The organism is Albidovulum aestuarii (assembly GCF_029961185.1).
In the GTDB taxonomy this organism is placed as follows: Bacteria; Pseudomonadota; Alphaproteobacteria; order Rhodobacterales; family Rhodobacteraceae; genus Albidovulum; species Albidovulum aestuarii.
Genome location: NZ_JASBQQ010000013.1, coordinates 58,451 through 80,914, shown reverse-complemented (window position 1 = coordinate 80,914; position 22,464 = coordinate 58,451). Strand labels below are relative to the sequence as shown.

Sequence of the window (22,464 nt, the reverse complement as noted above, 5' to 3'; positions counted from 1 at the left end):
CCGCCATAGACCGTGTCATTGCCGTCCGAGGCCGCGATGTTGTCATTGCCGTTCTCGCCGTAAAGCAGATCGTTGCCAGCACGACCGAGGATCGCGTCATTGCCGATCCCGCCCATGATCGTGTCGTTGCCGTCCTCACCATCCAGGCGGTCGTTGCCGTCGAATCCCCGGACAACGTCATGCCCGGACCCGGCTTCGATGCGATTCGCAACCGCGTTGCCTGACAAAGTGTCATTGCCGGACCCGGACAGAAGATTCTCGATCACCGTCCCCCGCGCGATGACCATGTTGCCGAACAGTCCTGCAACATCTGATATTGCTTCCTCAGCCAGATCGACCCGGTTCGCGGCAGTCGTTGTGCTCAGGTCGATTGTGTCCGATCCGCTGCTGTCATGTACGGTGAGCGACACCGGGCCGCCCCCATAAACCGAAGGATTGCGGGTTACACCATCGAAAAGATAACCAAACAACGTCCCGAGATATCCACCAACGTTAGAGTTCGCACCCCAGGTCGTATCACCCGCATGGGCTGCCGCAGTCGTTCCGTAGAGATACTCCACAGCCGCGATGTCTGCGATCATCGGCGTTACCGGGCTCGCGTCAGTGCCGCTGATGTAGGTGTTGTCGGCCACACTGAAATACGACATCACCGTCATCTGGTAGCTGTCGTTCAGGAACGTCGCGCTGGACGGGAAGCTGGCAGTCCCGTTGTATGCGCCGGCATGGACAAGCCCAAGCGCGTGACCGATCTCGTGCAGGTAAGTCAGGAACGAGTAGCTGTCGAGCGTCGTGCCATACGACGCCAGCCAGTTCGTAGACACATTTACAGAGGCCTGAAAGATTGTACCGGTGATCGGGCTGTAACTAGTCGGGCCTGCGAAGGCGCCGGACTGGTTGTCGTCGAAAATGATATCGGCGCCGGTGGTGCCTTGCACGAACGTGATGCCGGTGGCGACCGTCCACGCCTCAAGCGCCCATGTCGCAAGCTGCTGGCCCGCTGCTGTCAGGGCGGTCAGGTTAACGGTCATTGTGTCGCCGGTGCGCTCATCATGTGCAATCGGCACCGGAATCCCCCAGCCGAAATCGGTCAGCTGCGTCACGACCTGATCCAACGTGTAGACGTTGGTTGCCGCCTGCAGGGTGTAGGTCCCGGTCTCGCTCCCGAAGGCGGCAGCACCCAGATAGTAGGTGCCGCTCGTCGTCGGCGTGTAAGTGATCTGCGAAAAGAGGTTTCCGACGGCCGGCTGCACGTCGTCATTGACGCTGATCAGCGTGCCGGAACTGTTGTACAGCGAGAGTATTGTGTCATCCAATCCGGCCGTCTCACCGCCGGTACCCCAGACAGTGAACACATATGTCTGACCCGCGACCAGATTGACGCGAACCCAGTCGACATCGCCGGACCCACTCACAGCCCCGCTGAACGTATCGCCGACCGACATCGTGTAACTAGTGCTTGTGTTCGCGGCGGCATCGCCAACTTCGACGAACTGCGCGGAAGGGAGGAAGCCGGACATCGGTGTCGTTTGAGGCGCCGTCGAGGAAAGGGGCGCCATTTGCAATGATGAGAGGTTATTCGGCAAATTCGTATCCATTCGCGCAACAGTTAAGGTCCAAGGCGGAATCTCGGCGACGCTATCCACCCTTTTTGACAATAAAATGGCACAGCTGGAAATTGCGACCGGATCGGCGATGCGTCGCGTCTTGAGGAGCCGTCAGTAAACTCGCTGGTTGCACTAGGTCTTGTTGTTGCAATAGGAACCTCTTTACCCTCGCCTGTCTGTACAGAGCTTTGCATTGACCTGTGATCTTACCTCACCGACTGTCTGCGTCGTCATGGCTGTGTTTCGGCCGCATGAGACATTCCTCCAAAAACAGATCGGGTCCATCGCGAAACAGGACCATTTGGATGTCAATGTGCTGTTCGTCATTGCCGACCAAACGTCGGAACTACTTGTCCGAACACTGGCAGACACGGCGGGGCTCAACTACCGGATACTCGTGCCACCGGCACCGCTCGATGCCGTACGTGCATTTGAAGTCGGCCTTCAGGAGGCTTTGAGCTTTTCCGGCCCGGATACACTTTTCGCGTTGAGCGATCAGGACGACATCTGGCGGCGGGACCGATTGTCAAAAGGCGTCACGGCGATACGGGAAAGTAACGCCGATCTCGTGCACAGCGATGCCCGTCTCATAGGTCAGGATGATGAAGTTCTGCACCCTTCCATGTTCGCTTATGAAAAGCGCCAGAAGAGGCCGAGGCTGAGAGATTCCCTTTATCGTAACACGGTCACCGGCATGACGGTCCTGATGCGCCGACGGCTAGTTGAAATCGCCCTTCCGCTGCCCGCGCAAAGCGGCGTCCATTTTTATCATGATCTCTGGTTGGGATTGATAGCTCACTGCTCGGGCGGCGTGCATCTCATCGACGAACCGTTGGTCGACTACCGTCAGCACGGAACGAACGCAATCGGCGCCGTGGATCGAAGCAGCGGTTCAGCTTTTTTTCAGCCGTCACTGACTTGGCTGCGGCGCGAGGCTGCCTCTTACGGGCTGGCACGATATCTCGCAAAATCGGTCGTTCTGCGCATGCACGAGGTAATCGCGGCGAAAGAAGCCGAGGGCGACGGCGAAAAGCTATTGCCGCTGAAGCCATACCTGAATCGGCTTAGAGGAGCCGGGGCGCATGGTCTGGATGCCGTCAGACTCCTATTGGCGGGTCATCGTGATCTCGCGCTCACGGCCGCGACATTCTCCGTGATCGCCACAGGCCGCGTCGTTTGGTCCGTCCGCCGCGCACTTGGCGACGGCCTCACCGAGGCGGTCACGAGTTTCGACAACCGGCTCTACAGTTTATCGCCGGGCCTACCTCCCGGCGACCGCCGCAGCGAGCAGTCACCTGAGCGTGTCGCATCCTCGTATACCGGTATCATTGACCAGCGCAAACTGCTTAGGTGGCAACCTGAGTTCTCGTCCGACCGCCCAGCTGTCAATGTACTCGTCCCAACGCTCAATCCAACCGAGATATTCGCTGGTATTGTCACAGCGATCGACATTGGCTTGGGACTGGCAGAACGTGGGCATGACGTCCGTTTCGTAGCGACCGATCTTCCGATTTCATCAACCGGTGTTTCCCGCGACTTCATTCTGGCACGTCTGCAGGAGCGTACATGCGCCAATGGATCAGCCGAGCGGATCACGCTGGTATGCGGCGTGACCCGTCGGACAATCGAAATGCATCGCGACGATGCATTCATTGCGACGGCATGGTGGACGGCATACGTCGCCCAAAAGGCCATACGAAGCCATGGATTTCACCAGTCGCAGTTTTTGTATCTCATTCAAGACTACGAACCGGCATTTTATGCGTGGGGCAGTGAATTCGCCGACGCCAAGGCGAGCTACGAAATGGACTTCCGCCCCATTTTCAATACGACGCTTCTACGCGACCACTTCGCTGAACAGGGTTTCGCGTTTGCAACGCCCGACGCTTGGGTCTTCCACCCCTCGATTGACGTGACGCGTTTCGCGCACTCTGCGTCAACATTGCGGTCAACTCGGCGCAGGCTTGCACTCTACGGTCGCCCGGAAGTGCCGCGAAACATGTTCTCCATGGCAATCGAGGTACTGGCAAAATTCATAGAGGAAGAAGGGCTTAGGGACGACGACGTCGAACTCGTCTCCATCGGGCTGAAACACAACTCCGTACGGCTCCCAAATTCAATCATTCTAAAAAGTCTTGGGAAGATACCTTGGGACGCGTATCCCAATTACTTGTCTGAAATAGATGTGGGCCTTTCACTCATGTTGTCTCCCCATCCCAGCCACCCGCCAATCGAGATGGCCGCAGCTGGCGCGCGCGTGGTTACCAACGGCTTCGCGACCAAGGATCTCAGCGTCCTTTGTCCGTCTATTGTTTCAGCCGATGCATCGGTCGAATCGTTGGTGGCCGCGCTGCGCAAGGCCTGGAATAGTGGTCCAGTCAGCGAGGAAGAAAGGCAGATCGATTTGCGCCGGATCGGCGATCCGCTCGATGAGGTCGTTTCAAAGATTTCCCTCGAACTAAATCGGCGTCTTGTTCAGGTTGATCACCCATGAGCCGCAGGGTCGTCCTTCACATCGGTGCACCGAAATGCGGATCAACGTATCTCCAGCGCGTCATGCTGCGCAACAGCGCCAGCCTTTCGGCTGCAGGCGTCAACTACCCACATAACGGCGACAAGCATCCAGGCAACGCTGCTGAAATCGGCAAGCTCGATTCCTCGGTGTTCGAAGCAATGTTTGAAAACGCAGATACTGTGATCCTTTCTCACGAGGACCTGCTGTCACGTCCGGAAAGCGGAGAAGCACTCACCAGATTTGTGGTGGGAACGGGAACCGATCTCATAGTCCTCGCATTTCTGCGCCCATTCAGCGATGTTGTCTTCGGCGACTATTCTCAGTTCATGAAACAGTACTTCGAGACATACCTCGCAAAGCGCGAGGCATATGACGGGCAGGATTTTGCGAATTTTGCACAGGCGCGCCGCAAGGTGATAAACACGGCGGGTTTTCTTGTTGAATGGGCGAAACAGGTGGCACCGAAGCGCCCCATAATCGCTCGTCACACGGCCATCCGGCCCTCCCTTGAACCGTTTCTCAATGCTGCGGAAATCGACTGGAGAGTCCCGCGAGACGTGACAAATCCATCATTACGCATGGAGGACTGCGATCGCATTGCCCATGCCATCGCTGACCGATCGATCGCGCCAGACAATGTCCGAGAGATGTTTCGCGAGGCTTTCAAAAAGACCGGTCTACCGGATGACGGCAAGACGGTGGAACGTCGGGCTCTCGTGACGGAACTGTTTGACCGGCAGGCACAGCAACTTAAGGCGACCTTTGGTTTTGATGTCGAGGCTCCAGCACAATAGCTTCGCATCAAAGGCGACGCAGGATCGCTGATACCCAAATTGCGGCGGTGCTTAGTCGCGACTGTCGGTAAAGGCCCAGCCGCGCCACCCCGTTTAACCGACGAAAGAGGGATGCGCTTCGTATAGCGTCAAAATCGGCAAGTATCGAACGATGCTCTGCTGTCAAGCGATGGGCAGACGCATTCAGGGCAGCGCAATTAACATCGTTCCAGCGCCGGTATTCACCCGACAGAATCATGTGAACCCGGCGTAGACGTGCTCGGAAGTCGTCATTCGCCCCGATCTGGTTCGCTTCATGCTGACGATAGAGCACCGTTGGCTCATCGTCGTGCACCACTGTGCCGCCTGCACCTGTTACGAGCTGATATGTCCACCAGTCGTGAGCAATAACCTCGCCAGCCTCATGCGCTGCGTCGCGGACAAGGCGGGATGCGGCAGGATTCAGAAGAATTGTATTGCCAGCTGCAATGTTCTGAACAAGTGCGTTGCGAAAACTTGGAGGGCGAGGTCGCGCGGCCGACAAGCGCAGCGGTTTTAAGTCATGATCGGTAATCCACGTCCGACCGCAATAAAGCGCAGGAACATTCTCAGGCAGATTGCGCAAGGCCAGGATACCGCGTTCTAGTCGATCAGGTTTCCATACGTCATCCTGATCGGAGAATGCGATCCAGAACTGATCTTTCGGAAGCCTGCGCAGGATAGACAGGAAGTTTTCAGCGTAGCCACGACAGGGTCCCTGAAGCCTTAGCACCGCATTCTCCGCGATCCGGGACGCAAAGTTGGCAACGATGTCGTCGCTGCCGTCGCTCGATCCATCATCACTTGCAATCAGCGACCAATCTCGATGGCTCTGGGCGCGGATACTTTCAAGTTGCTGCGGCAAACAGCTTCTGCCATCGCGAATGGCCATAACGATAACGACATGACATGCCGTTGGCACAACAGAGCTTGCGGCGTCGCGAACCTGCTTGCCGAAAACGGTCATTCATCACCTACAAATGGAATTAGACCAAATTATAGTTCAAATATTCGCGCCCGACCACCGTTTACCAGCGCGGCAAAACCAAAACTCGCCTAATAGAATCGAATTCTAGAAGAAAACGAAATCATCAAAATCGAGTTGCCCGGGCCCGATTCCGGGAAGCCGGATCGCGTGTCCGACATAGCTCGCTTCGGCAACGTATTCCGATCCGTCCCAGACAATCTCGATCGTCAGTGCCGTAAATTTATCAGCAGCACTTGTCCCCGGCAGATTGAGGAACCGCAACATATCCAGGCCATCCTCAAAGCCTACGATTATGTCAACCTCGCCACTCGCGTATTCTGCGAACACGAATGTGTCCGCACCTATCCCACCGTCGAGTTCATCGTTCCCAGCGCCGGCGTTCAGCGTATCGTTGCCGGCGCCACCGAACATCTGATCGTCCCCGTCTGCGCCACCCAGAAAATCGTCACCATCGCCGCCAAGTATTAAGTCGTTTCCCGGCCCGCCACCGATAAGGTCGTTCCCGCTCCCCCCGTCCAAGGTGTCGTCGCCGTCGCCGCCACCTAGACTGTCGTCACCCGCCTCTCCGGTTACTAAGTCGTTGTCGTAGCTACCCGCGAGATTATCTTTCCCCGGTCCGCCGAAAAGAGTGTCGTGCCCCCAGCCTCCGCTAGCGATGTCATTGCCAAGCCCGCAGTCGATCAGATCACGGCCTGAACCGGAACCGATCACGTCGTTGCCCGAACCGCCATAGATCGTGTCCGTTCCATCACCTCCGCCGATTTCATCATTTCCGCCGCCGCCATAGATGAGATCGTTACCCAGGGAACCTGAGATGATGTCGTTCCCGTCGTCGCCATTGAGCACGTCGTCCCCATCTCGCCCGAGTATCGAGTCGTTGCCGAGTCCGCCGCAGATCGTGTCGTGACCACCCCGGCCATCAAGAAAGTCATGGCCGTCTCCGCCCCAAAGCTGATTGTGCGCATTGTCGGTACGGACGATGTCGTTTCCCGATGTTCCGATGACCCCCTCGATCGACACGAAAATATCTCCTGGCGCCGCCCCCGCATTCTGAGGCAGCGACATCAGGTCGATCGTGACAGGCGCAATTTCAGTGGAGTAATCCACGATATCAAATCCCGATCCTCCGTCGAACTCATCAGCGCCACCTCCGCCGACAAAGACGTCATTGCCTTCAAGCCCGACGAACAACTCATCGTCCGATGTTCCCAAGAGCGTGTCGTCGAGCGCCGTTCCATGCCAAACTGCTCTTGGCGTTGCGCGGGCAACCGGAAACCGCGTCAGATTCAAGAGATCGAAGGTCGAAAAATCCTGAACCGTCAGTGATCGGCCATCAACGGTTAGAACGGTCAGTAGCTCGCTTCCATAAAGGATCGTCGCCCCGCCCGCGATCGGCGTGATGGTGAGCTGGTTCACGTTGCGCAGATAGGGTAGCAACGACAGGTCGATCCGGTCCTTTCCAAGCTCAAAATCCATGATGACATCGGCGACCCCATCGGCGACCAAAATGAAGGTGTCGGCCCCTGCCCCGCCATGAAGCTGGTCCGCTCCGGTGCCGTCGCGAAGCACATCAGCACCGGCTCCCCCCGACAGGATAGCGTTTCCGGAAACCTGGACGAGCACATCATCCTTCGATGTCCCGGTCAGTTGGGTGATCGATCCGGTCATCGTTACTCCCAAACTCGAGAGATCGATCCGGAACATCGACATTCCTGCCTCGCTGGCCGAGGTGACGAATACCTGAAGCTCAGGTCCAACCGGGACGATGCGTATTGCTGAGATGTTTGACAGTACGGATGTTGCAGTGTCAGCGAGGCTTTGCAGGTGCAATAGTTGCCCGCCCGGCAGCAGCGTCAAAAGCGTCAGACCGCCATCGCTTCCCGCCGCGACGACGTAAACGCGGCCGCTCACGGTGGCCACGTCCATGACAGACACACCTTGGAACCGTGTCGCCAGATCGTCCACCACGTGATCGACCGGCGTCAGATAGCCATCTGCTGCTATTTCGAAGACCGTCAGACTTGAACTTACTGCAGAGGCACCAACAAGATAGGACACGCCGTCGACACTTGCGATCGCAAGGTCCGTTACCCCTTCCGTCGAAACAAGCTGACCTGTCCCGACTGAATCGACCGTGCTGAGAGTCCCGTTCGATGCCACTTCATAAACGCTAATGCCGCTTTCTGTTGCAGAGCCGCAAAAGACAAAACTCCGCGTGCCAATCTGTACGGTCGCGAGCGACGCTATGCCGGACGCATAGGTATAGACCGTATCGGCCACATCCGCGACCAGCGTCAGACTGGCGCCCGATTGCACATTGAGGACAGAGAACCCGGATCCGCCGCACGCGGCTGCGAACAGGAATGTCTGCCCACCGATTGCGAGCGATGCAAGCTCGACCTTCTGGTCGAAATTAGCCCCGGCGGTTAGGTAGGCGGAGACGGATCCGCCTGGGCCGCCGGCGAGAACGGCCGTCACTGTATCGGTCAGAACCGTTCCGCTAAAACCACCGGTCGAGATAGCGGTGCGCGCATTGGAGTGGCTGCTTTGCCCAACAACACTACCGATCGCACCGGAGACGACGTTGAACACGGTCGTTACTCCAACACCGTAATCGACGATGGCCACCCGCAAGGACGAACCTGAACCGGTCGTAGTGATCTCGCTGGCGCCAACGGGAAATATCAGCGGCGCACCCAGAAATGTCCCGGTATGTATAAGATTTGTCACGTGTCTTCATCCCGCCCTGGACAATGGGGCAGGCGCACTTTGCTCCAAGAACCTTCACATCGGACTAACAGCGTCCCGAGTGCGAAAGAAACGCCACTTCCACCAGCGCTATTTCAAAAATCCTTCCGGCGGGGGTGTCTGGACAATCAACAAGTCAAAAAAAAGCGCGAGATCATTGGTATCAATATCTTTGTCAGCGACCGCCGTGCCAAGCAGCGGTCCAACCATACTTTCCGTTTTCGTCCGCCAGATGATCTGGGCCTCGGTCCGGGACGATCCGGACCGAAGAATGATAAGATCGGCGCTACAGTCTATTTCTCCCTTGCTGGGGTCTGGCACGATCCTGTGGCGAGGAAATGCAAGGGCGAGCCGATCCTGAAATAGGGTACAAAGCTCGGCCGACACATATCCAGAGACGCCGCCGTGGCGGCACGTTACGCCGAGCTCAAATCTGGATTCGTTCCCCATAGCAGGCGCCAAACCTGCCAGCCAAGCTGGCGCCAGAAAGGCCAGTTTGGCAAAGTGAAAGGCGGACGAGCTGCGCCGACTTTTACCAAACATGCTTAGCAACTAACCGATTTCGTTCGCACCACATCTGTCACCTCTCAGCATCTGAGTCCAGAAGCTTGGGTCATGGTGTATCAATCCCGGCCGTTACGTCCGCCACCACGAATGCGATTCGAATGTCGCGTGCATTGCGCGCAGGCGCCGCTCCATGATGTCGGCAGAGCCGTCTTAGCCATATGGGAATTCGCAATGGTTAAGACATTCCCGTCAGCTAACGGCACCTCGTGCGGCGTCTCGCCGGGCCGAAGACCAGTGGTGACAACAATTGAGATTGGCTGACGTATCAAGCACGCCGCACCCTCAAGACATGCGCGATCGGTGGATCATGTTGGCGCTAGGAGACGAACCGGGCGTTGCCTAGTTCGCCGCTATTGGTGCTGCACCTGTGGGAAACCGTTCCGATCTCCGCTCCGGAACCGCTACATCGCGCTCGTGGACCCAGTAGCGCGCAGCAGTGCAAAGGGCGGTGTCATCGTCGGCATGCAGCGCCTCGCGCAAATCCCTCAGGACCGCAGCCATCTCGATTTCGGACAGAATGGGTTCGTGTACGACCGCGATCTTGGGATGCGCTGTGCCGGATATCTTGTCCGACACCGTCAATTCTTCATGAAGCTTTTCCCCCGGGCGCAGGCCGGTCGTCACGATTTCGATGTCTCCGTCCGGATTATCCGCATCGCGAACGGAATGGCCCGAAGCAAGGATCAACCGCCGCGCAAGATCAAGGATACGTACAGGTTCGCCCATGTCGAGGACGAAGACCTCACCACCTTTACCAAAACTGCCTGCCCGAAGCACCAGGCCGACAGCCTCCTCGATGGTCATGAAATACCGTGAGACATGCTCATCCGTCAGGGTGACGGGACCACCGCTTGCGATCTGGTCCTGAAAGAGCGGCAGGACCGAGCCCGATGATCCCAGGACATTGCCGAAGCGGACAATCGAGAACCGGGTCTGCCCGCAACGGGTAGCAAGGTCCTGAACCACCAATTCGGCAAGACGTTTGGACATGCCCATGACGTTGACCGGGCGAACCGCCTTATCCGAAGAAATCAGAACGAAACGCCCGACCCCGGCATCCCGCGCACATTGCGCCATCGTCGCGGTGCCCAACGTATTATTGGCAAGGCCCGCAGCCGGATTCAGTTCGACCAACGGGACGTGTTTGTAGGCAGCGGCGTGCAGAACGGTATCGACAGCCTGCGACCGAAGCGTTCTTGCCACAAGGGTGGCATCGCAGACCGATCCCAGAACGGGCACGACCTCGACGGCGCCGTCAGATAAGAGCTGCATTTCCCGCTCGGCCGCATAAAGGGCCAACTCGTTCAACTCGAAAAGGACAAGCGTGCGGGGTCCGCAAGCCAGGACCTGACGGCACAGTTCCAGACCGATCGTCCCTCCGGCGCCGGTCACCAGAACGCTGGCTCCACGGTACGCGCGACATTCCGCAGCCAATGCCGGACCTTCGACCGCGTCACGGCTCATCAGGGATTGCACGCAGACCGGCACCAACCGTTCGACCAGCCCCTCATCGCCTATAAGTTGTGAGAAAGCGGGAACAGTCTGCACCTCAAGACCAAGCCGCTTCAGTCGACGCGACAGAAAACTCTGCCGATGTGCGGAAGCTGAAGGCATCGCGAGGATCGCCCGACTGGCCCGCAGCCGGACTGCAACCTCGTCGAGCGACCTGCCCGGAAAGACAGGCAGACCCGCCACGACCAATCCGTTGAGGGCCGCATTGTCATCGACAAAAGCAACGGGAAAGATGTCGTCGCGTCCACGCAAGGACGCAGCAAGCGCCATGCCGGCCTGGCCCGCGCCATAGATCAGTACCCGCGTTACGGATGCACTTTTACGATAAATCGAAAGCAGAAGGTGAAGCATGACGACCCGGCAGCCCCCGATCAGCGCAAGATAGGTCAGGCTGAACACGATATGATAGCCGGGGCGGATACCAAGCTCGCCAACCGAGGCAAATACATAGGCCACATAACCAAGCAGAGCGGAGAATACCGCAAGCCGCCCGACAACCGGGCGACCAAGATCCTTGAGGCGAAAGTCCGGGACACCGAGTCCGATGGACAGCAACGGGGCAACTGAACACAGCATCAGCAGAAGCGTGGCGTTGTGCGCGACCTCCTTGAGCGGCGCAAATGTACTGTTGAAAACTGCGAAAGCACACACATAGGCAACCGGGATCATCGCCATATCTGCCGCGATGAACACCGCCCGCTTGCGGGCAGGTGTCAGCGACAACACGAGCCTGGCCCACGTCATGCTTTCTTCATCCGTACCATTGACTGCTCATTAGTTTGAACCCGCGGAACTCGGCCTATGGTTGAGTCCCGCCGCCCCTTTCTTCGCCGTTCCCGCGACTGTCGGCAAGGGCCAGATACCGTTGATCAAACTATCGGCGAATATCCACCCGGCTACCGGACGACCCGGAACTCGATCAGCGCCTCAACGACCGACCGGATGGTTCTGCCCAATACGACAAGATCGAGACACAGCGACCGGTGCCGCAGATAGCGGATGTCGAGGCGGGCTTTGATCGGGATGCAGCGTGTGCGATAGACATGATCGGTTTCGGCGGCGGTTCTGCACGCGGCGAGGAGCTTTTCTTCACGCCGGTGATAGAGGACAGAGGCAAGGCCCGTTACGCCGGGTCGCGCCCGCAAAACGTCGGCATAGAGCCCAGGGAACGCCTCGACATAAACCCTCAGCGGTGGACGAGGGCCGACGAAGCTCATATCGCCCGACAAAATATTGAACAATTGTGGCAGTTCATCCAGGCGAAGACGTCGCAAAATGCGGCCCAGCGGTGTGACCCTGCTTTCCTTGTCGCCGCCGGATACACCTGAATCTTTGGCGACCGCGCGCATGGTCCGGAACTTCCAGAGCGTAAAAGCGCGGGTCGGCGTCTGCATCCGTTCCGCGCCGTAGAGAATTGGGCGGCCGTCCAGAACGAAAACCAAGAAAGCGACCACAGCCGCTATCGCGCAGAACACCGGCAGAAGCAGCAGCACCAGGAGCAGGTCGAATACCCGTTTCCAGACCGTCATGCCCGGCTCCGCAGACCGGCCGGGCGCGCGTGCTCCCGCGGCATCAGTTCTCTCAGATCGGCGACAATCGCACCTGCATCGGCCCGCGCAGGCCGACCAATGACCCGCCCCAGCAGTGTCGTGTCGAGACAAAGGTCGGCAATCGTCATCGCTTGTGCTGGGCGCGGTGCCCAAACCCTGCCGTCAGCCTCCAGCAAGCTATCCATGCTCACCGCCCCTTCAAGCGCGACGTTGAGCCGATCCGGCAGACGGCGGCCAGCGCGGACCGCGCCGATCATCCGGTCAATCATCGCGGCAAGCGCTTGCGGGCCGACATAGCTGCGCCGCGGGCCCCTCCCGTCAGCGCAGATATCGAGCATCTGCGGCCCGTCGGAATGTTGCTGCCCCAGCAACTGGTCCGCCCCGGCAACATTGCCGATTCTGAGACAGGTGACGCCGAGAGCAACGGCACGGTCTAGGACGGCTTCCTCCATATCCCGCTTGGCCCGGCCATAGGGCGAAACCGGCGCGACTTCGGCATCTTCGTGGGTACCCGTTAAACCGCGTCCGTAGACAGCTGCGCTGGACGACAGAAAAACATGGGGCACACCCGTCGCCTGTGCCGCCGCGACCGCAGCGAGCGCCAGATCACGATTTTGCGCCAGCACGGCAGGATCGCCTCCGGTCGTTCCCGCGAGATTGATGATGACATCGGCGCCGGTGGCGGCCCGCGCGTATCCGACCGGATCAGAGAGAGGGTCGAAAACGGCATCCCCGCCTCCGCTCCGCGATTGCCAGATCAGCCCTTCTCGGCCCCGGCGCGCCCAGGCCAGCCGAAGCAACCCGCCAAGCCGCCCGGTTCCCCCGACAACCAGCACCTTTTCAGTGCATCCGGATGTGTTCGCCGTGGCTTGCGGCATGTTTTTTCCTGACGATACGCCGGTCGCCTTGACCATATATCCGGCATAACACCAGTGTCGCCCCGAGCGAAGCCCCCGTGAAGGTTGGGATCGCCGGTCACGCCAAGGATTGCCTCGGGCGGCATGACACGCCATGATCGCGCGGCCTGACGGGGGAGTTTCATGCGTAAGTTTCTTGTGGTTCTCGATGACAGCCGCGAATGCCTGAATGCGATGCGCTATGCAGCACTTCGTGCCGCGCATACCGGTGCGGGGGTGACGATTCTTTCGGTGATCCCGCCCGAGGAGTTTCAGCACTGGATCGGCGTGGCCGACATCATGCGCGCCGAGGCGCGCGAACGGATTGAGGCGCATTACGAGGTTTTCGCAAAATGGATGCGCGACCGGCAGGGGATCGAGCCGGAACTGGTGATCCGTGAGGGCGAGGCGATGAACGAGATCTTCGCCCAGGTCAACGAAGACCCCGAGATCGGCGTTCTCGTTCTCGGCGCGGGCACCGAAAAGGGTGGCCCGGGGCCCCTGGTGACGCAGATGTCGAAGAATTCGGGAAGCCTGCCGATCCCGATCACCATCGTGCCGGGCGAAATGTCAAAGGAACGGCTGGAAGCAATCACCTGATCCGGCATGTTCGGGCGACGCGCGCAGTCGCGGCGCGGAATGTTGTCGGCCTTGCGGGACTCAGGGCGGCGGTGTATCTGCAACGCCATGAAACGGATTTTCGACATGGATGATCGTGCGCGTCTGCCCTGGCGGTTCTTCGGCGCGACGATGACGGTGCTGGCCCGACTTTGATCGGGACCCCTTCCTGTCGCCTTTTGGATTCCACAAAACCGGAGAGGACCGATGTCCCCCAAGACCCTCTATGACAAGATCTGGGATGCCCATGTCGTCGATACCCAGGACGATGGCACCTGCCTTCTGTATATCGACCGCCACCTCGTGCATGAGGTGACGTCGCCTCAGGCCTTCGAAGGCCTGCGCATGACCGGCCGCACCGTGCGCGCACCTGAAAAGACCATCGCGGTGCCCGACCACAACGTGCCCACCACGCTCGACCGGGCCAATGCCGCGACCATGACTGAGGAAAGCCGCATTCAGGTCGAGGCGCTCGACAAGAACGCCAAGGAATTCGGCGTGCATTACTATCCCGTCTCCGACATCCGTCAGGGCATCGTTCATATCGTCGGTCCCGAACAGGGCTGGACCCTGCCGGGCATGACCGTGGTCTGCGGCGACAGCCACACCGCGACCCACGGCGCCTTCGGGGCACTCGCCCACGGAATCGGGACGTCCGAGGTGGAGCATGTTCTGGCGACGCAAACGCTGATCCAGAAGAAGTCTAAGAACATGAAGGTGGAGATCACCGGCAAGCTGCGTCCGGGCGTGACCGCCAAGGACATCACGCTGTCGGTGATCGGCGCGACCGGCACCGCCGGCGGCACCGGCTATGTCATCGAATATTGCGGCGAGGCGATCCGCGACCTTTCGATGGAAGGCCGCATGACCGTCTGCAACATGGCGATCGAGGGCGGCGCCCGCGCGGGCCTGATCGCGCCGGATGAGAAGACCTTCGAATATGTGAAGGGCCGCCCCCACGCGCCCAAGGGCGCGCAGTGGGAAGCGGCGATGACCTGGTGGAAAACGCTCAAGACCGACGAGGGCGCGCATTTCGACAAGGTCGTGACCTTGAAGGGCGAGGATATCGCCCCGGTCGTAACCTGGGGGACCTCGCCCGAGGACGTGCTGCCGATCACCGGTACGGTGCCGAACCCCGAGGATTTCAAGGGCGGCAAGGTCGAGGCGGCGCAGCGCTCGCTTGACTATATGGGCCTGAAGCCGGGGCAGAAGCTCACCGACATCAAGATCGACACGGTCTTCATCGGCTCCTGCACCAATGGCCGGATCGAGGATCTGCGGGCCGCGGCGGCAATCCTGAAGGGCAAGAAGATCAAGGACGGCATGCGGGCCATGGTCGTGCCGGGCTCAGGCCTTGTGCGGGCGCAGGCCGAGGAAGAGGGGCTGGCGCAGATCTTCCTCGACGCAGGCTTCGAATGGCGGCTCGCGGGCTGCTCGATGTGTCTGGCGATGAACCCCGACCAGCTCTCGCCGGGTGAACGCTGCGCAGCCACGTCCAACCGCAACTTCGAGGGCCGTCAGGGCCGGGGCGGACGCACCCACCTGATGAGCCCCGCAATGGCGGCGGCGGCGGCGGTCACCGGTCACCTGACCGATGTGCGCGAGATGATGAACGAAACGGTATGACAGCGCGCGCCCTGTCCCGACGGATGCCATACGCAGGCCATACCGAAACGGGACGGGTGCCCGCCACCGAATAAGGACCAGAACCGATGGACAAGTTCACCACCCTGACCGGGATCGCTGCGCCGATGCCCTTGGTCAATATCGACACCGACATGATCATCCCCAAGCAGTTCCTGAAGACGATCAAGCGGTCCGGTCTTGGCGCCAATCTCTTTGACGAGATGCGCTTTACCCAGGACGGCAAGGAAATTCCGGACTTCGTGCTGAACCAGCCTGCCTACCGCAATGCCGAGATCCTTGTGGCCGGTGACAATTTCGGCTGCGGATCAAGCCGCGAACACGCCCCCTGGGCGCTTCTCGATTTCGGCATCCGCTGCGTCATCTCCACGAGCTTCGCCGACATCTTCTTCAACAACTGCTTCAAGAACGGCATCCTGCCGATCGTCCTGCCGCAAGAGCAGGTCGATATCCTGATGGAAGATGCCCGCAAGGGCGCGAACGCCCGGATGACGGTGGATCTTGAGGCGCAGACCGTGACCACCTCCGACGGGCAAAGCTTTGGATTCGAAGTCGATTCGTTCCGCAAGCACTGCCTCCTGAATGGCCTCGATGACATCGGCCTGACGCTCGAAAAAGCGCCTGCCATCGACCGGTTCGAAAATGAGGCAGCTCAGGCTCGGCCTTGGGTCTGACACAATTCAAACCACAATATATTGGGCCGCCCCTGCCGGGCGGCCCTTTCCGTTAGGTCATTCGGCGGAATTTTGCGCAGAAATTGATGCAAAGCCGCACCAGTTCTTCCACGAAAACGCCTTATTGCCAGCATTAACCTTAACCCAAAGTTGATGGGGAGGCGGAATTGCGCGCATGCTCGGTCACGATGAGGCAGTTCGCCGCTGATGGCGAGCCCGCGTTGGACCAGAGATTCGGCAATGAACCGGTTCCGGCCATGCGAGGGGAATAGGGACGTGTTTTCGCAGCTCACCGGAGCGGTTGTCAGGGCATTGCTGATCGTTGTGCTGATCGCAACGCCGTCGCTCATGCTTCCCGGTGTGTCGTCCGATACGACCCAGATTGTGGCGCTGGTCGCGCTCTTTGCCGCCGCGCTCACCTTCTTCGAATATGCCTCCACCTATCCCGGCCTTGTGGAGTTCCGAGACGCACCTCCCTTCAACCGCCTGCGCTTCCTGTCGCTGTTCGTGACCGTTCTGGTCCTGTCGACCATCGTGCGCGGCCAGGCCGCCCCGACGACCCTGACCACCTTTGTCGAGGCCATCGGCAACCGTATCGGTGCCGTTATCGACGTGCCCTACAGCCCGGTCCGGCTGGTTGTGCTGATGCTTCCCGACGGGATGAGCCTTGAACACATGATCCTCGTGCGCACGACATCGGGTATTGCCTATGTCATATCGCTCCTCACGCTGATTTTCTTCGTGATCTCCATGCGGCTCATTGGCTGGCCCAACCGTATGGGCAGCTTCAATGTCTGGATCAACCTGCCGACCTTCGATCCGACGACCGGCGGCGATGTGGTCAGTCGCCTTCAACGGGATTCGCGGTTCAACATTGCACTCGGCTTCCTTCTGCCGTTCATTATCCCTGCCGCGGTCAAACTCGCGTCACTCGCCTTTTCGCCGGTGACGCTGGAAAGCCCGCAAACGCTGATCTGGATGATGACCGCATGGGCTTTCCTTCCTGCTTCCCTCTTCATGCGCGGCATCGCGATGGGCCGGATTGCGGGCATGATTGCAGAGAAGCGCAAGCGCAGCAGCGCGGCATCGTCCGACGCGGAGCTGGTGCCGGCCTGATCCTGGCAGCCCTGCTGGCGGCGGGACCGTCGGCCGCTGAAACGCTGCGCATCGCCACCTACAATGTCGATCTGAACCGCAAAGGACCCGGTCTCTTGCTGCGCGACATCCTGTCGGGCAAGGACAAGCAGGTGATGGCGGTCACGGACGTGATCGCGGGCGCGGCGCCTGACGTTATCCTCCTGACCGGGTTCGACTACGATCTCGATGGTCTGGCCCTTGCGGCCCTGGCCGACCGGCTCTCGGCTTTGGACGCCGAATACCCCTACCGCTTTGCTCTTCGGCCGAATACCGGCCGGGCTACAGGTCTGGACCTCGACGGCGATGGCAAAACCGGCGGGCCCGGCGACGCTCAGGGCTACGGGCGTTTCGCGGGGGCGGATGGAATGGCAATCCTGTCACGCCTGCCCATCGTCGAGGAGGACGTCGCCGACTATTCGGATACCCTCTGGCGCGACCTGCCCGGCGCACTGATCGGTGGGGCGGGCCTGACGGAAGAGGTGATGGAGATTCAACGCCTGTCGACGACGGGACATTGGGCAGTGCCGATCGTTATGCCTGACGGCGCGCGGCTGACGCTTCTCTGCTGGTATGCCACGCCGCCGGTCTTTGACGGGCCGGAAGACCGCAACGGCAGACGTAACCACGATGAGGCTGCGTTCTGGACTCGGCTTCTTGACGGAGCGCTAAGCGCCCCTACCCCCGAGCCGCCGATGGTCCTGCTTGGCGACGCCAATCTAGACCCGGTCGATGGCGATGGACGGCCCGAGGCGCTCTTGTCGCTGCTGTCCGACCTACGCTTTCACGACCCGCTGCCGAACAGCGTCGGCGGCACGCAGGCGACCCGTCAGGGGGGGGCGAACAAGGCACATCGCGGCGACCCATCGCTCGACACCGCTGACTGGCCCGACGACCCGGGCCCCGGCAATCTCCGTGTGGACTACGTTCTGCCCTCCGCCGATCTTCGGATCGTTGGGTCGGGCATATGGTGGCCCAAACCGGACAGCATCAGCGCACCGACGGTAGAGGCTGCTTCGCGCCACCGCCTCGTCTGGGTCGATATAGAAGCGCAGTGAGCCGGAGTGCCAACAAAGACCGGATTTTGCGACACGACAAACCCGCGCGTCCGAGACTTCGGGCAACCAACTCATCTGAACGACATATTTGTACGTCGCGCCTTTGCTATTGGGCGAGCCCCATGTCGCAAATTATTACCGTTACCGGCTCATCGCCTCTGTTGTAAAACCAGTGATCCGTATCGGCGGCTTCGACGAGGGCGATTTCCTGTCCAGCAGGGTATTCGGTTTCGCCATCCGATCGCCCTTCTGTCCAAGAGCCTTCCAGAGTGTAGACCAGACCCGGGCGTTTGTCGTGCTGGTGCCGGGCGACATGACCACCGGGTTCCAGCGTCGCCAGACGCAATTGCAGGAAATAGCCATCGGTACCAATTTGCCGGATCATGGAGTCCTCGGGCACTACGCCCAACTGCGTGATTCCGATGCCGACATTATCCGTCGGATAGGCCTCCTGCGCCGCCACGGTTGCGATATTGATTTGTCCGACGAGTATCCCGAAAACAAATACAGCCGCGCCGGAAAGTACGGTCTTTGTCGAGTTCATCTCATCCTCCTGGTTCCGCTTGTTCCGCTCGACAAGCCAGATCCCAGTTGAAATACCGCCTCGAACTTTGCCGATCCGCGTCTTCTTGTTTGAATACGTCGCGGATGACCGACGCGCTCCCATTTCAGTATAACACGGTATCGGGATATCTAAAAAAACGCGCGAAATTCGAGCATGGCACGCGCCCTTTGCTTGACCCTGCGGCGGGCATTGGCTAGGCGAGCCCTTGATCCAATTCAACGGCTAAGGAGCCCCGACGTGGCCAATCCTTCCATCCTCATCCTGCCCGGCGACGGGATCGGCCCCGAAGTCATGGCCGAGGTCCGCAAGATCATCGACTGGTTCGGCGCGAAACGCGGGCTCAAATTCGATGTCACAGAAGACCTGATCGGCGGCGCGGCCTATGACGCCCATGGCGTACCCCTGACGAACGAGGCGCTGGCCAAGGCGCAGGCGGCGGACGCGGTCCTGCTGGGTGCGGTTGGCGGGCCGAAATACGACAACCTGGATTTCGCGGTAAAGCCTGAGCGCGGCCTGCTGCGCATCCGCAAAGAAATGGACCTCTTCTCCAACCTGCGCCCGGCCCAGTGCTTCGACGCGCTGGCCGACTTCTCGTCGCTCAAGCGCGATGTGGTGGCGGGTCTCGACATCATGATCGTCCGCGAACTGACCTCGGGCGTCTATTTCGGCGAACCGCGTGGCATCTTCACCGAAGGCAATGAGCGCGTGGGCATCAACACCCAGCGATACACTGAATCCGAGATTGCCCGCGTCGCGCGGTCGGCCTTTGAACTCGCGAAGCGGCGGAACAACAAGGTCTGCTCAATGGAGAAGGCCAATGTGATGGAATCGGGCATCCTCTGGCGCGAGGTCGTGCAGAAGGTGCATGACGAGGAATACCCCGAGGTCGAACTTTCCCACATGTATGCCGACGCCGGCGCGATGCAGCTCTGCCGTTGGCCGAAGCAGTTCGACGTGATCGTCACCGACAACCTCTTCGGCGACATCCTTTCGGACTGTGCCGCGATGCTGACCGGCTCTCTGGGCATGCTGCCCTCCGCCTCGCTCGGCGCGCCGATGGCCAATGGCCGCCCCAAGGCGCTTTATGAACCCGTCCATGGCTCGGCCCCCGACATTGCTGGCCAAGGAAAGGCGAACCCGATCGCCTGCATCCTCTCCTTCGCGATGGCTTTGCGCTATTCCTTCGATCAGGGAACCGAAGCCGACCGGCTGGAAGGCGCCATCGAGGCGGTTCTGGCCTCGGGTCTGCGCACGGCCGACCTGATGGGGCCGGAGGGTGGCAAGCCCGTCTCGACAAGCGAAATGGGCGACGCTGTTGTCAAGGCGCTGGACGCCTCGCTCGGTTGACACGCCGCGACTGAATTTGAAGGGGCGCCACCCGGTGCCCCTATTTCTATCTGATGCGAAAATGAAAAACCCCCGTGGCAAGCCGCGGGGGTTGATCGTCTTTGCGGGGTTGCCCCCGCCAGCTGTTCCAGTCGCCTCAGAGAGCGCCTTCGCGCTGGGCCTTCTTGCGTGCCAGTTTGCGGGCACGGCGGATGGCCTCGGCCTTCTCGCGCGCTTTCTTGACGGAGGGTTTCTCGAAATGCTGCTTGAGCTTCATTTCACGGAAAACCCCTTCGCGCTGAAGTTTTTTCTTCAGAGCACGAAGCGCCTGTTCGACGTTGTTGTCGCGAACGCTGACCTGCATGTGGTTGTCACCACCTTCCTAAGTTAGAGTTGCAATCAGTTGCAGGAGGCGCCCCTATAGCAAAGGCCCCGGCTTTTGTCTATGGGGTGATGGGCGGAGGCATGTCATGGAAAACAAGGGCTTCGATATCGGTTTGGCGAAGGAACGGCTGATGGCGGCCGCCCTTGACCACGCGGTCTTCGACGGCTGGTCCGACGCCACGTTCCGTGCGGCCTGCGAGGATACCGGCATCTCCCCCGATCTTGCCCGCGCCATCTTCCCGCGCGCTGCGCTCGACCTTGCGGTTGCCTATCACAAGGCAGACGACGCGGCGATGTTGGCCGCGCTTCAGGGCCAAGATCTCGCCACGCTGCGATTCCGCGACCGCGTGGCTTTGGCCGTCCGGCTGCGCCTTGAAGGGGCGGACCGGGAACTCGTGCGACGCGGCGCGGCGCTCTTCGCGTTGCCGCAGAATGCCGCGACAGGCGCCTCGCTTGTATGGGGCACGGTGGATGCGATCTGGCGCGCCCTTGGCGATACGTCGGACGACATCAACTGGTATTCCAAACGCGCGACACTCTCTGCGGTCTATTCCTCGGTCGTCCTCTACTGGATGGGCGACGACAGCGAGGGGCATACGGCGACATGGGAGTTCCTCGACCGCCGGATCGAGGATGTGATGCGGTTCGAGAAGTTCAAGGCGCAGGTGCGGGACAATCCGGTTCTGGGTCGGGTTCTGGCCGGACCGATGAAGGTACTTGAGCGGGTTCGGGCTCCATCCGGCGCACCCGACGACCTGCCGGGACGGATGACGGGCAAGGAGGGCGCATGACGCTGCCAGAGACGATGCGGGCGATCGAAATATCCAAACCGGGTGGGCCGGAGGTGCTGACCCCGGTCGAGGTGCCCGTACCCGCACCGGGCCCCGGCCAGATCCTGATCGAGGTCCACTGGGCAGGCGTCAACCGGCCCGACGCGCTGCAACGCGCGGGCGCCTATGCCCCGCCGCCCTCCGCCTCGCCCCTGCCGGGGCTGGAGGCTTCGGGCCGGGTCGCGGCCTTGGGTCCGGATGTGTCCGGCTGGACGGTCGGCGACGAGGCCTGCGCGCTCCTGCCCGGCGGCGGCTATGCCGAATATGTCGTGACCCCGGCCGCCCATGCTTTGCCGATCCCGAAGGGCATGAATCTGCGCGAGGCCGCCTGCCTGCCCGAGACCTGCTACACGGTCTGGTCCAATGTCTTCATCCGCGGCGGCCTCAAGGCGGGCGAGGTCTTCCTCGTCCATGGCGGGTCCTCCGGCATCGGCACGACGGCGATCCAGATCGCCGCGGCCCTTGGTGCACGTGTCTTCACCACCGCGGGCTCGGCCGAGAAATGCGCGACCTGCAAGGACCTCGGCGCTGAGCGGGCCATCAACTACCGCGAGGAGGATTTCGTCGAAATCGTGAAGGCGGAGGGCGGCGCGGATGTGATCCTCGACATGGTCGGTGGCGACTATATCGCGCGCAACCTGAGGGCGCTGGCCGAGGACGGGCGGCTGGTTCAGATCGCCTTCCTGCAAGGCCCGAAGGCCGAGATCAACTTCGCGCCGATGATGATGAAGCGCCAGACCATCACCGGCTCCACGCTCAGGCCTCAAAGTGACCTCGCCAAGGCAAGGATCGCGGCGGAACTCCGCGCCCATGTCTGGCCCCTGATCGAAGGCGGACGCCTCGCACCAGTGATGGATTCGGAATTCCCGCTCGATCAGGCCGCCGAGGCGCACCGGCGCATCGAAAGCTCGGGACATATTGGCAAGATCGTCCTGAAGGTGCGGTAACCTTCCCCGCAAAAGAAAAACGCGCCCCGAAAGGCGCGTCCTATCTTCATCTTGCCCGAAATGTTCCGGGGGCAGCGCCCCCGGCTCCGGTG

Annotated in this window: 19 protein-coding genes; 10 read left to right on the top strand and 9 right to left on the bottom strand. The window is 60.4% G+C overall.

The window, feature by feature from the left end; all coding sequences use genetic code 11:
- Nucleotides 1-1,517: M10 family metallopeptidase C-terminal domain-containing protein (locus QKW60_RS20540; protein WP_282371536.1), on the bottom strand; the 1,517-nt coding region annotated here is incomplete at its 3' end.
- Between the two features lie 280 nt (nucleotides 1,518-1,797).
- Between QKW60_RS20540 and QKW60_RS20535 the strand changes: the two genes are divergently transcribed.
- Nucleotides 1,798-4,098 carry a rhamnosyltransferase WsaF family glycosyltransferase gene (locus QKW60_RS20535; protein ID WP_282371534.1) on the top strand — a complete coding sequence of 767 codons (2,301 nt, stop codon included), beginning with the start codon at nucleotides 1,798-1,800 and terminating at the stop codon, nucleotides 4,096-4,098.
- A complete protein-coding gene (locus tag QKW60_RS20530; RefSeq protein ID WP_282371532.1) occupies nucleotides 4,095-4,913 on the top strand; it encodes a hypothetical protein in 819 nt (272 codons plus the stop codon). The genes QKW60_RS20535 and QKW60_RS20530 overlap by 4 nt, the downstream gene beginning before the upstream one ends.
- Before the next feature lie 7 nt (nucleotides 4,914-4,920).
- On the opposite strand, the gene QKW60_RS20525 is transcribed toward QKW60_RS20530, so the two are convergent.
- From QKW60_RS20525 to QKW60_RS20500, 6 genes are all read right to left on the bottom strand, one after another.
- Complete coding sequence (locus tag QKW60_RS20525; protein ID WP_282371531.1) at nucleotides 4,921-5,898, bottom strand: glycosyltransferase; 978 nt, start codon at nucleotides 5,896-5,898, stop codon at nucleotides 4,921-4,923.
- A 105-nt stretch (nucleotides 5,899-6,003) separates the two neighbouring features.
- Nucleotides 6,004-8,649, bottom strand: coding sequence for a calcium-binding protein (locus tag QKW60_RS20520; RefSeq protein ID WP_282371529.1), 2,646 nt, complete (start codon nucleotides 8,647-8,649; stop codon nucleotides 6,004-6,006).
- 108 nt (nucleotides 8,650-8,757) lie between these two features.
- Nucleotides 8,758-9,210 (bottom strand): hypothetical protein, encoded by a 453-nt coding sequence (locus QKW60_RS20515; RefSeq protein ID WP_282371528.1) that lies wholly within the window; start codon nucleotides 9,208-9,210, stop codon nucleotides 8,758-8,760.
- Nucleotides 9,211-9,573: 363 nt separating this feature from the next.
- Nucleotides 9,574-11,490 (bottom strand): polysaccharide biosynthesis protein, encoded by a 1,917-nt coding sequence (locus QKW60_RS20510; protein ID WP_282371527.1) that lies wholly within the window; start codon nucleotides 11,488-11,490, stop codon nucleotides 9,574-9,576.
- Nucleotides 11,491-11,642: 152 nt separating this feature from the next.
- Complete coding sequence (locus QKW60_RS20505) at nucleotides 11,643-12,275, bottom strand: sugar transferase (protein ID WP_282371526.1); 633 nt, start codon at nucleotides 12,273-12,275, stop codon at nucleotides 11,643-11,645.
- The gene (locus QKW60_RS20500) at nucleotides 12,272-13,174 is read right to left on the bottom strand and encodes an NAD-dependent epimerase/dehydratase family protein (protein ID WP_282371525.1); all 903 of its coding nucleotides are present in this window, start codon (nucleotides 13,172-13,174) and stop codon (nucleotides 12,272-12,274) included. Before QKW60_RS20500 ends, QKW60_RS20505 begins: the two co-directional genes overlap by 4 nt.
- A 162-nt stretch (nucleotides 13,175-13,336) precedes the next feature.
- Here QKW60_RS20500 and QKW60_RS20495 point away from each other — a divergent pair, with 162 nt between their 5' ends.
- The 5 genes from QKW60_RS20495 (at nucleotide 13,337) to QKW60_RS20475 (ending at nucleotide 18,320) form a co-directional block, all read left to right on the top strand.
- Nucleotides 13,337-13,792 (top strand): universal stress protein, encoded by a 456-nt coding sequence (locus QKW60_RS20495; protein ID WP_263741409.1) that lies wholly within the window; start codon nucleotides 13,337-13,339, stop codon nucleotides 13,790-13,792.
- Nucleotides 13,793-14,017: 225 nt separating this feature from the next.
- Nucleotides 14,018-15,436 (top strand): 3-isopropylmalate dehydratase large subunit, encoded by a 1,419-nt coding sequence (gene leuC / locus QKW60_RS20490; RefSeq protein ID WP_282371522.1) that lies wholly within the window; start codon nucleotides 14,018-14,020, stop codon nucleotides 15,434-15,436.
- Between the two features lie 86 nt (nucleotides 15,437-15,522).
- Nucleotides 15,523-16,128 carry a 3-isopropylmalate dehydratase small subunit gene (gene leuD, locus QKW60_RS20485; protein ID WP_263741407.1) on the top strand — a complete coding sequence of 202 codons (606 nt, stop codon included), beginning with the start codon at nucleotides 15,523-15,525 and terminating at the stop codon, nucleotides 16,126-16,128.
- A gap of 276 nt (nucleotides 16,129-16,404) precedes the next feature.
- Nucleotides 16,405-17,244 (top strand): hypothetical protein, encoded by an 840-nt coding sequence (locus tag QKW60_RS20480; protein WP_282371521.1) that lies wholly within the window; start codon nucleotides 16,405-16,407, stop codon nucleotides 17,242-17,244.
- Nucleotides 17,214-18,320 carry an endonuclease/exonuclease/phosphatase family protein gene (locus QKW60_RS20475; RefSeq protein ID WP_282371538.1) on the top strand — a complete coding sequence of 369 codons (1,107 nt, stop codon included), beginning with the start codon at nucleotides 17,214-17,216 and terminating at the stop codon, nucleotides 18,318-18,320. The genes QKW60_RS20480 and QKW60_RS20475 overlap by 31 nt, the downstream gene beginning before the upstream one ends.
- Before the next feature lie 106 nt (nucleotides 18,321-18,426).
- Here the strand turns inward: QKW60_RS20475 and QKW60_RS20470 are convergent, their stop codons facing one another.
- Nucleotides 18,427-18,864: a cupin domain-containing protein gene (locus QKW60_RS20470; RefSeq protein WP_282371520.1), complete on the bottom strand. Its 438-nt coding sequence runs from the start codon at nucleotides 18,862-18,864 to the stop codon at nucleotides 18,427-18,429.
- Nucleotides 18,865-19,122: 258 nt separating this feature from the next.
- Between QKW60_RS20470 and leuB the strand changes: the two genes are divergently transcribed.
- The gene (leuB, locus tag QKW60_RS20465; protein WP_282371518.1) at nucleotides 19,123-20,232 is read left to right on the top strand and encodes a 3-isopropylmalate dehydrogenase; all 1,110 of its coding nucleotides are present in this window, start codon (nucleotides 19,123-19,125) and stop codon (nucleotides 20,230-20,232) included.
- A gap of 136 nt (nucleotides 20,233-20,368) precedes the next feature.
- Here the strand turns inward: leuB and rpsU are convergent, their stop codons facing one another.
- A complete protein-coding gene (gene rpsU / locus QKW60_RS20460) occupies nucleotides 20,369-20,575 on the bottom strand; it encodes a 30S ribosomal protein S21 (protein ID WP_010398727.1) in 207 nt (68 codons plus the stop codon).
- 106 nt (nucleotides 20,576-20,681) lie between these two features.
- Between rpsU and QKW60_RS20455 the strand changes: the two genes are divergently transcribed.
- Both QKW60_RS20455 and QKW60_RS20450 read left to right on the top strand, forming a co-directional pair.
- Nucleotides 20,682-21,386 (top strand): COQ9 family protein, encoded by a 705-nt coding sequence (locus QKW60_RS20455; RefSeq protein ID WP_282371506.1) that lies wholly within the window; start codon nucleotides 20,682-20,684, stop codon nucleotides 21,384-21,386.
- Nucleotides 21,383-22,372, top strand: coding sequence for an NAD(P)H-quinone oxidoreductase (locus tag QKW60_RS20450; protein ID WP_282371504.1), 990 nt, complete (start codon nucleotides 21,383-21,385; stop codon nucleotides 22,370-22,372). Before QKW60_RS20455 ends, QKW60_RS20450 begins: the two co-directional genes overlap by 4 nt.
- Nucleotides 22,373-22,464: the final 92 nt, after the last annotated feature.

Excerpts from the sequence above, each read along its gene's own strand:
- QKW60_RS20530 (WP_282371532.1), top strand. The coding sequence starts at position 4,095 with ATGAGCCGCAGGGTCGTCCTTCACATCGGTGCACCGAAATGCGGATCA.
- QKW60_RS20525 (WP_282371531.1), bottom strand. The coding sequence starts at position 5,898 with ATGACCGTTTTCGGCAAGCAGGTTCGCGACGCCGCAAGCTCTGTTGTG.
- QKW60_RS20515 (WP_282371528.1), bottom strand. The coding sequence starts at position 9,210 with ATGTTTGGTAAAAGTCGGCGCAGCTCGTCCGCCTTTCACTTTGCCAAA.
- QKW60_RS20510 (WP_282371527.1), bottom strand. The coding sequence starts at position 11,490 with ATGACGTGGGCCAGGCTCGTGTTGTCGCTGACACCTGCCCGCAAGCGG.
- QKW60_RS20505 (WP_282371526.1), bottom strand. The coding sequence starts at position 12,275 with ATGACGGTCTGGAAACGGGTATTCGACCTGCTCCTGGTGCTGCTGCTT.
- QKW60_RS20500 (WP_282371525.1), bottom strand. The coding sequence starts at position 13,174 with ATGCCGCAAGCCACGGCGAACACATCCGGATGCACTGAAAAGGTGCTG.
- QKW60_RS20495 (WP_263741409.1), top strand. The coding sequence starts at position 13,337 with ATGCGTAAGTTTCTTGTGGTTCTCGATGACAGCCGCGAATGCCTGAAT.
- leuC (WP_282371522.1), top strand. The coding sequence starts at position 14,018 with ATGTCCCCCAAGACCCTCTATGACAAGATCTGGGATGCCCATGTCGTC.
- leuD (WP_263741407.1), top strand. The coding sequence starts at position 15,523 with ATGGACAAGTTCACCACCCTGACCGGGATCGCTGCGCCGATGCCCTTG.
- QKW60_RS20470 (WP_282371520.1), bottom strand. The coding sequence starts at position 18,864 with ATGAACTCGACAAAGACCGTACTTTCCGGCGCGGCTGTATTTGTTTTC.
- rpsU (WP_010398727.1), bottom strand. The coding sequence starts at position 20,575 with ATGCAGGTCAGCGTTCGCGACAACAACGTCGAACAGGCGCTTCGTGCT.
- QKW60_RS20455 (WP_282371506.1), top strand. The coding sequence starts at position 20,682 with ATGGAAAACAAGGGCTTCGATATCGGTTTGGCGAAGGAACGGCTGATG.
- QKW60_RS20450 (WP_282371504.1), top strand. The coding sequence starts at position 21,383 with ATGACGCTGCCAGAGACGATGCGGGCGATCGAAATATCCAAACCGGGT.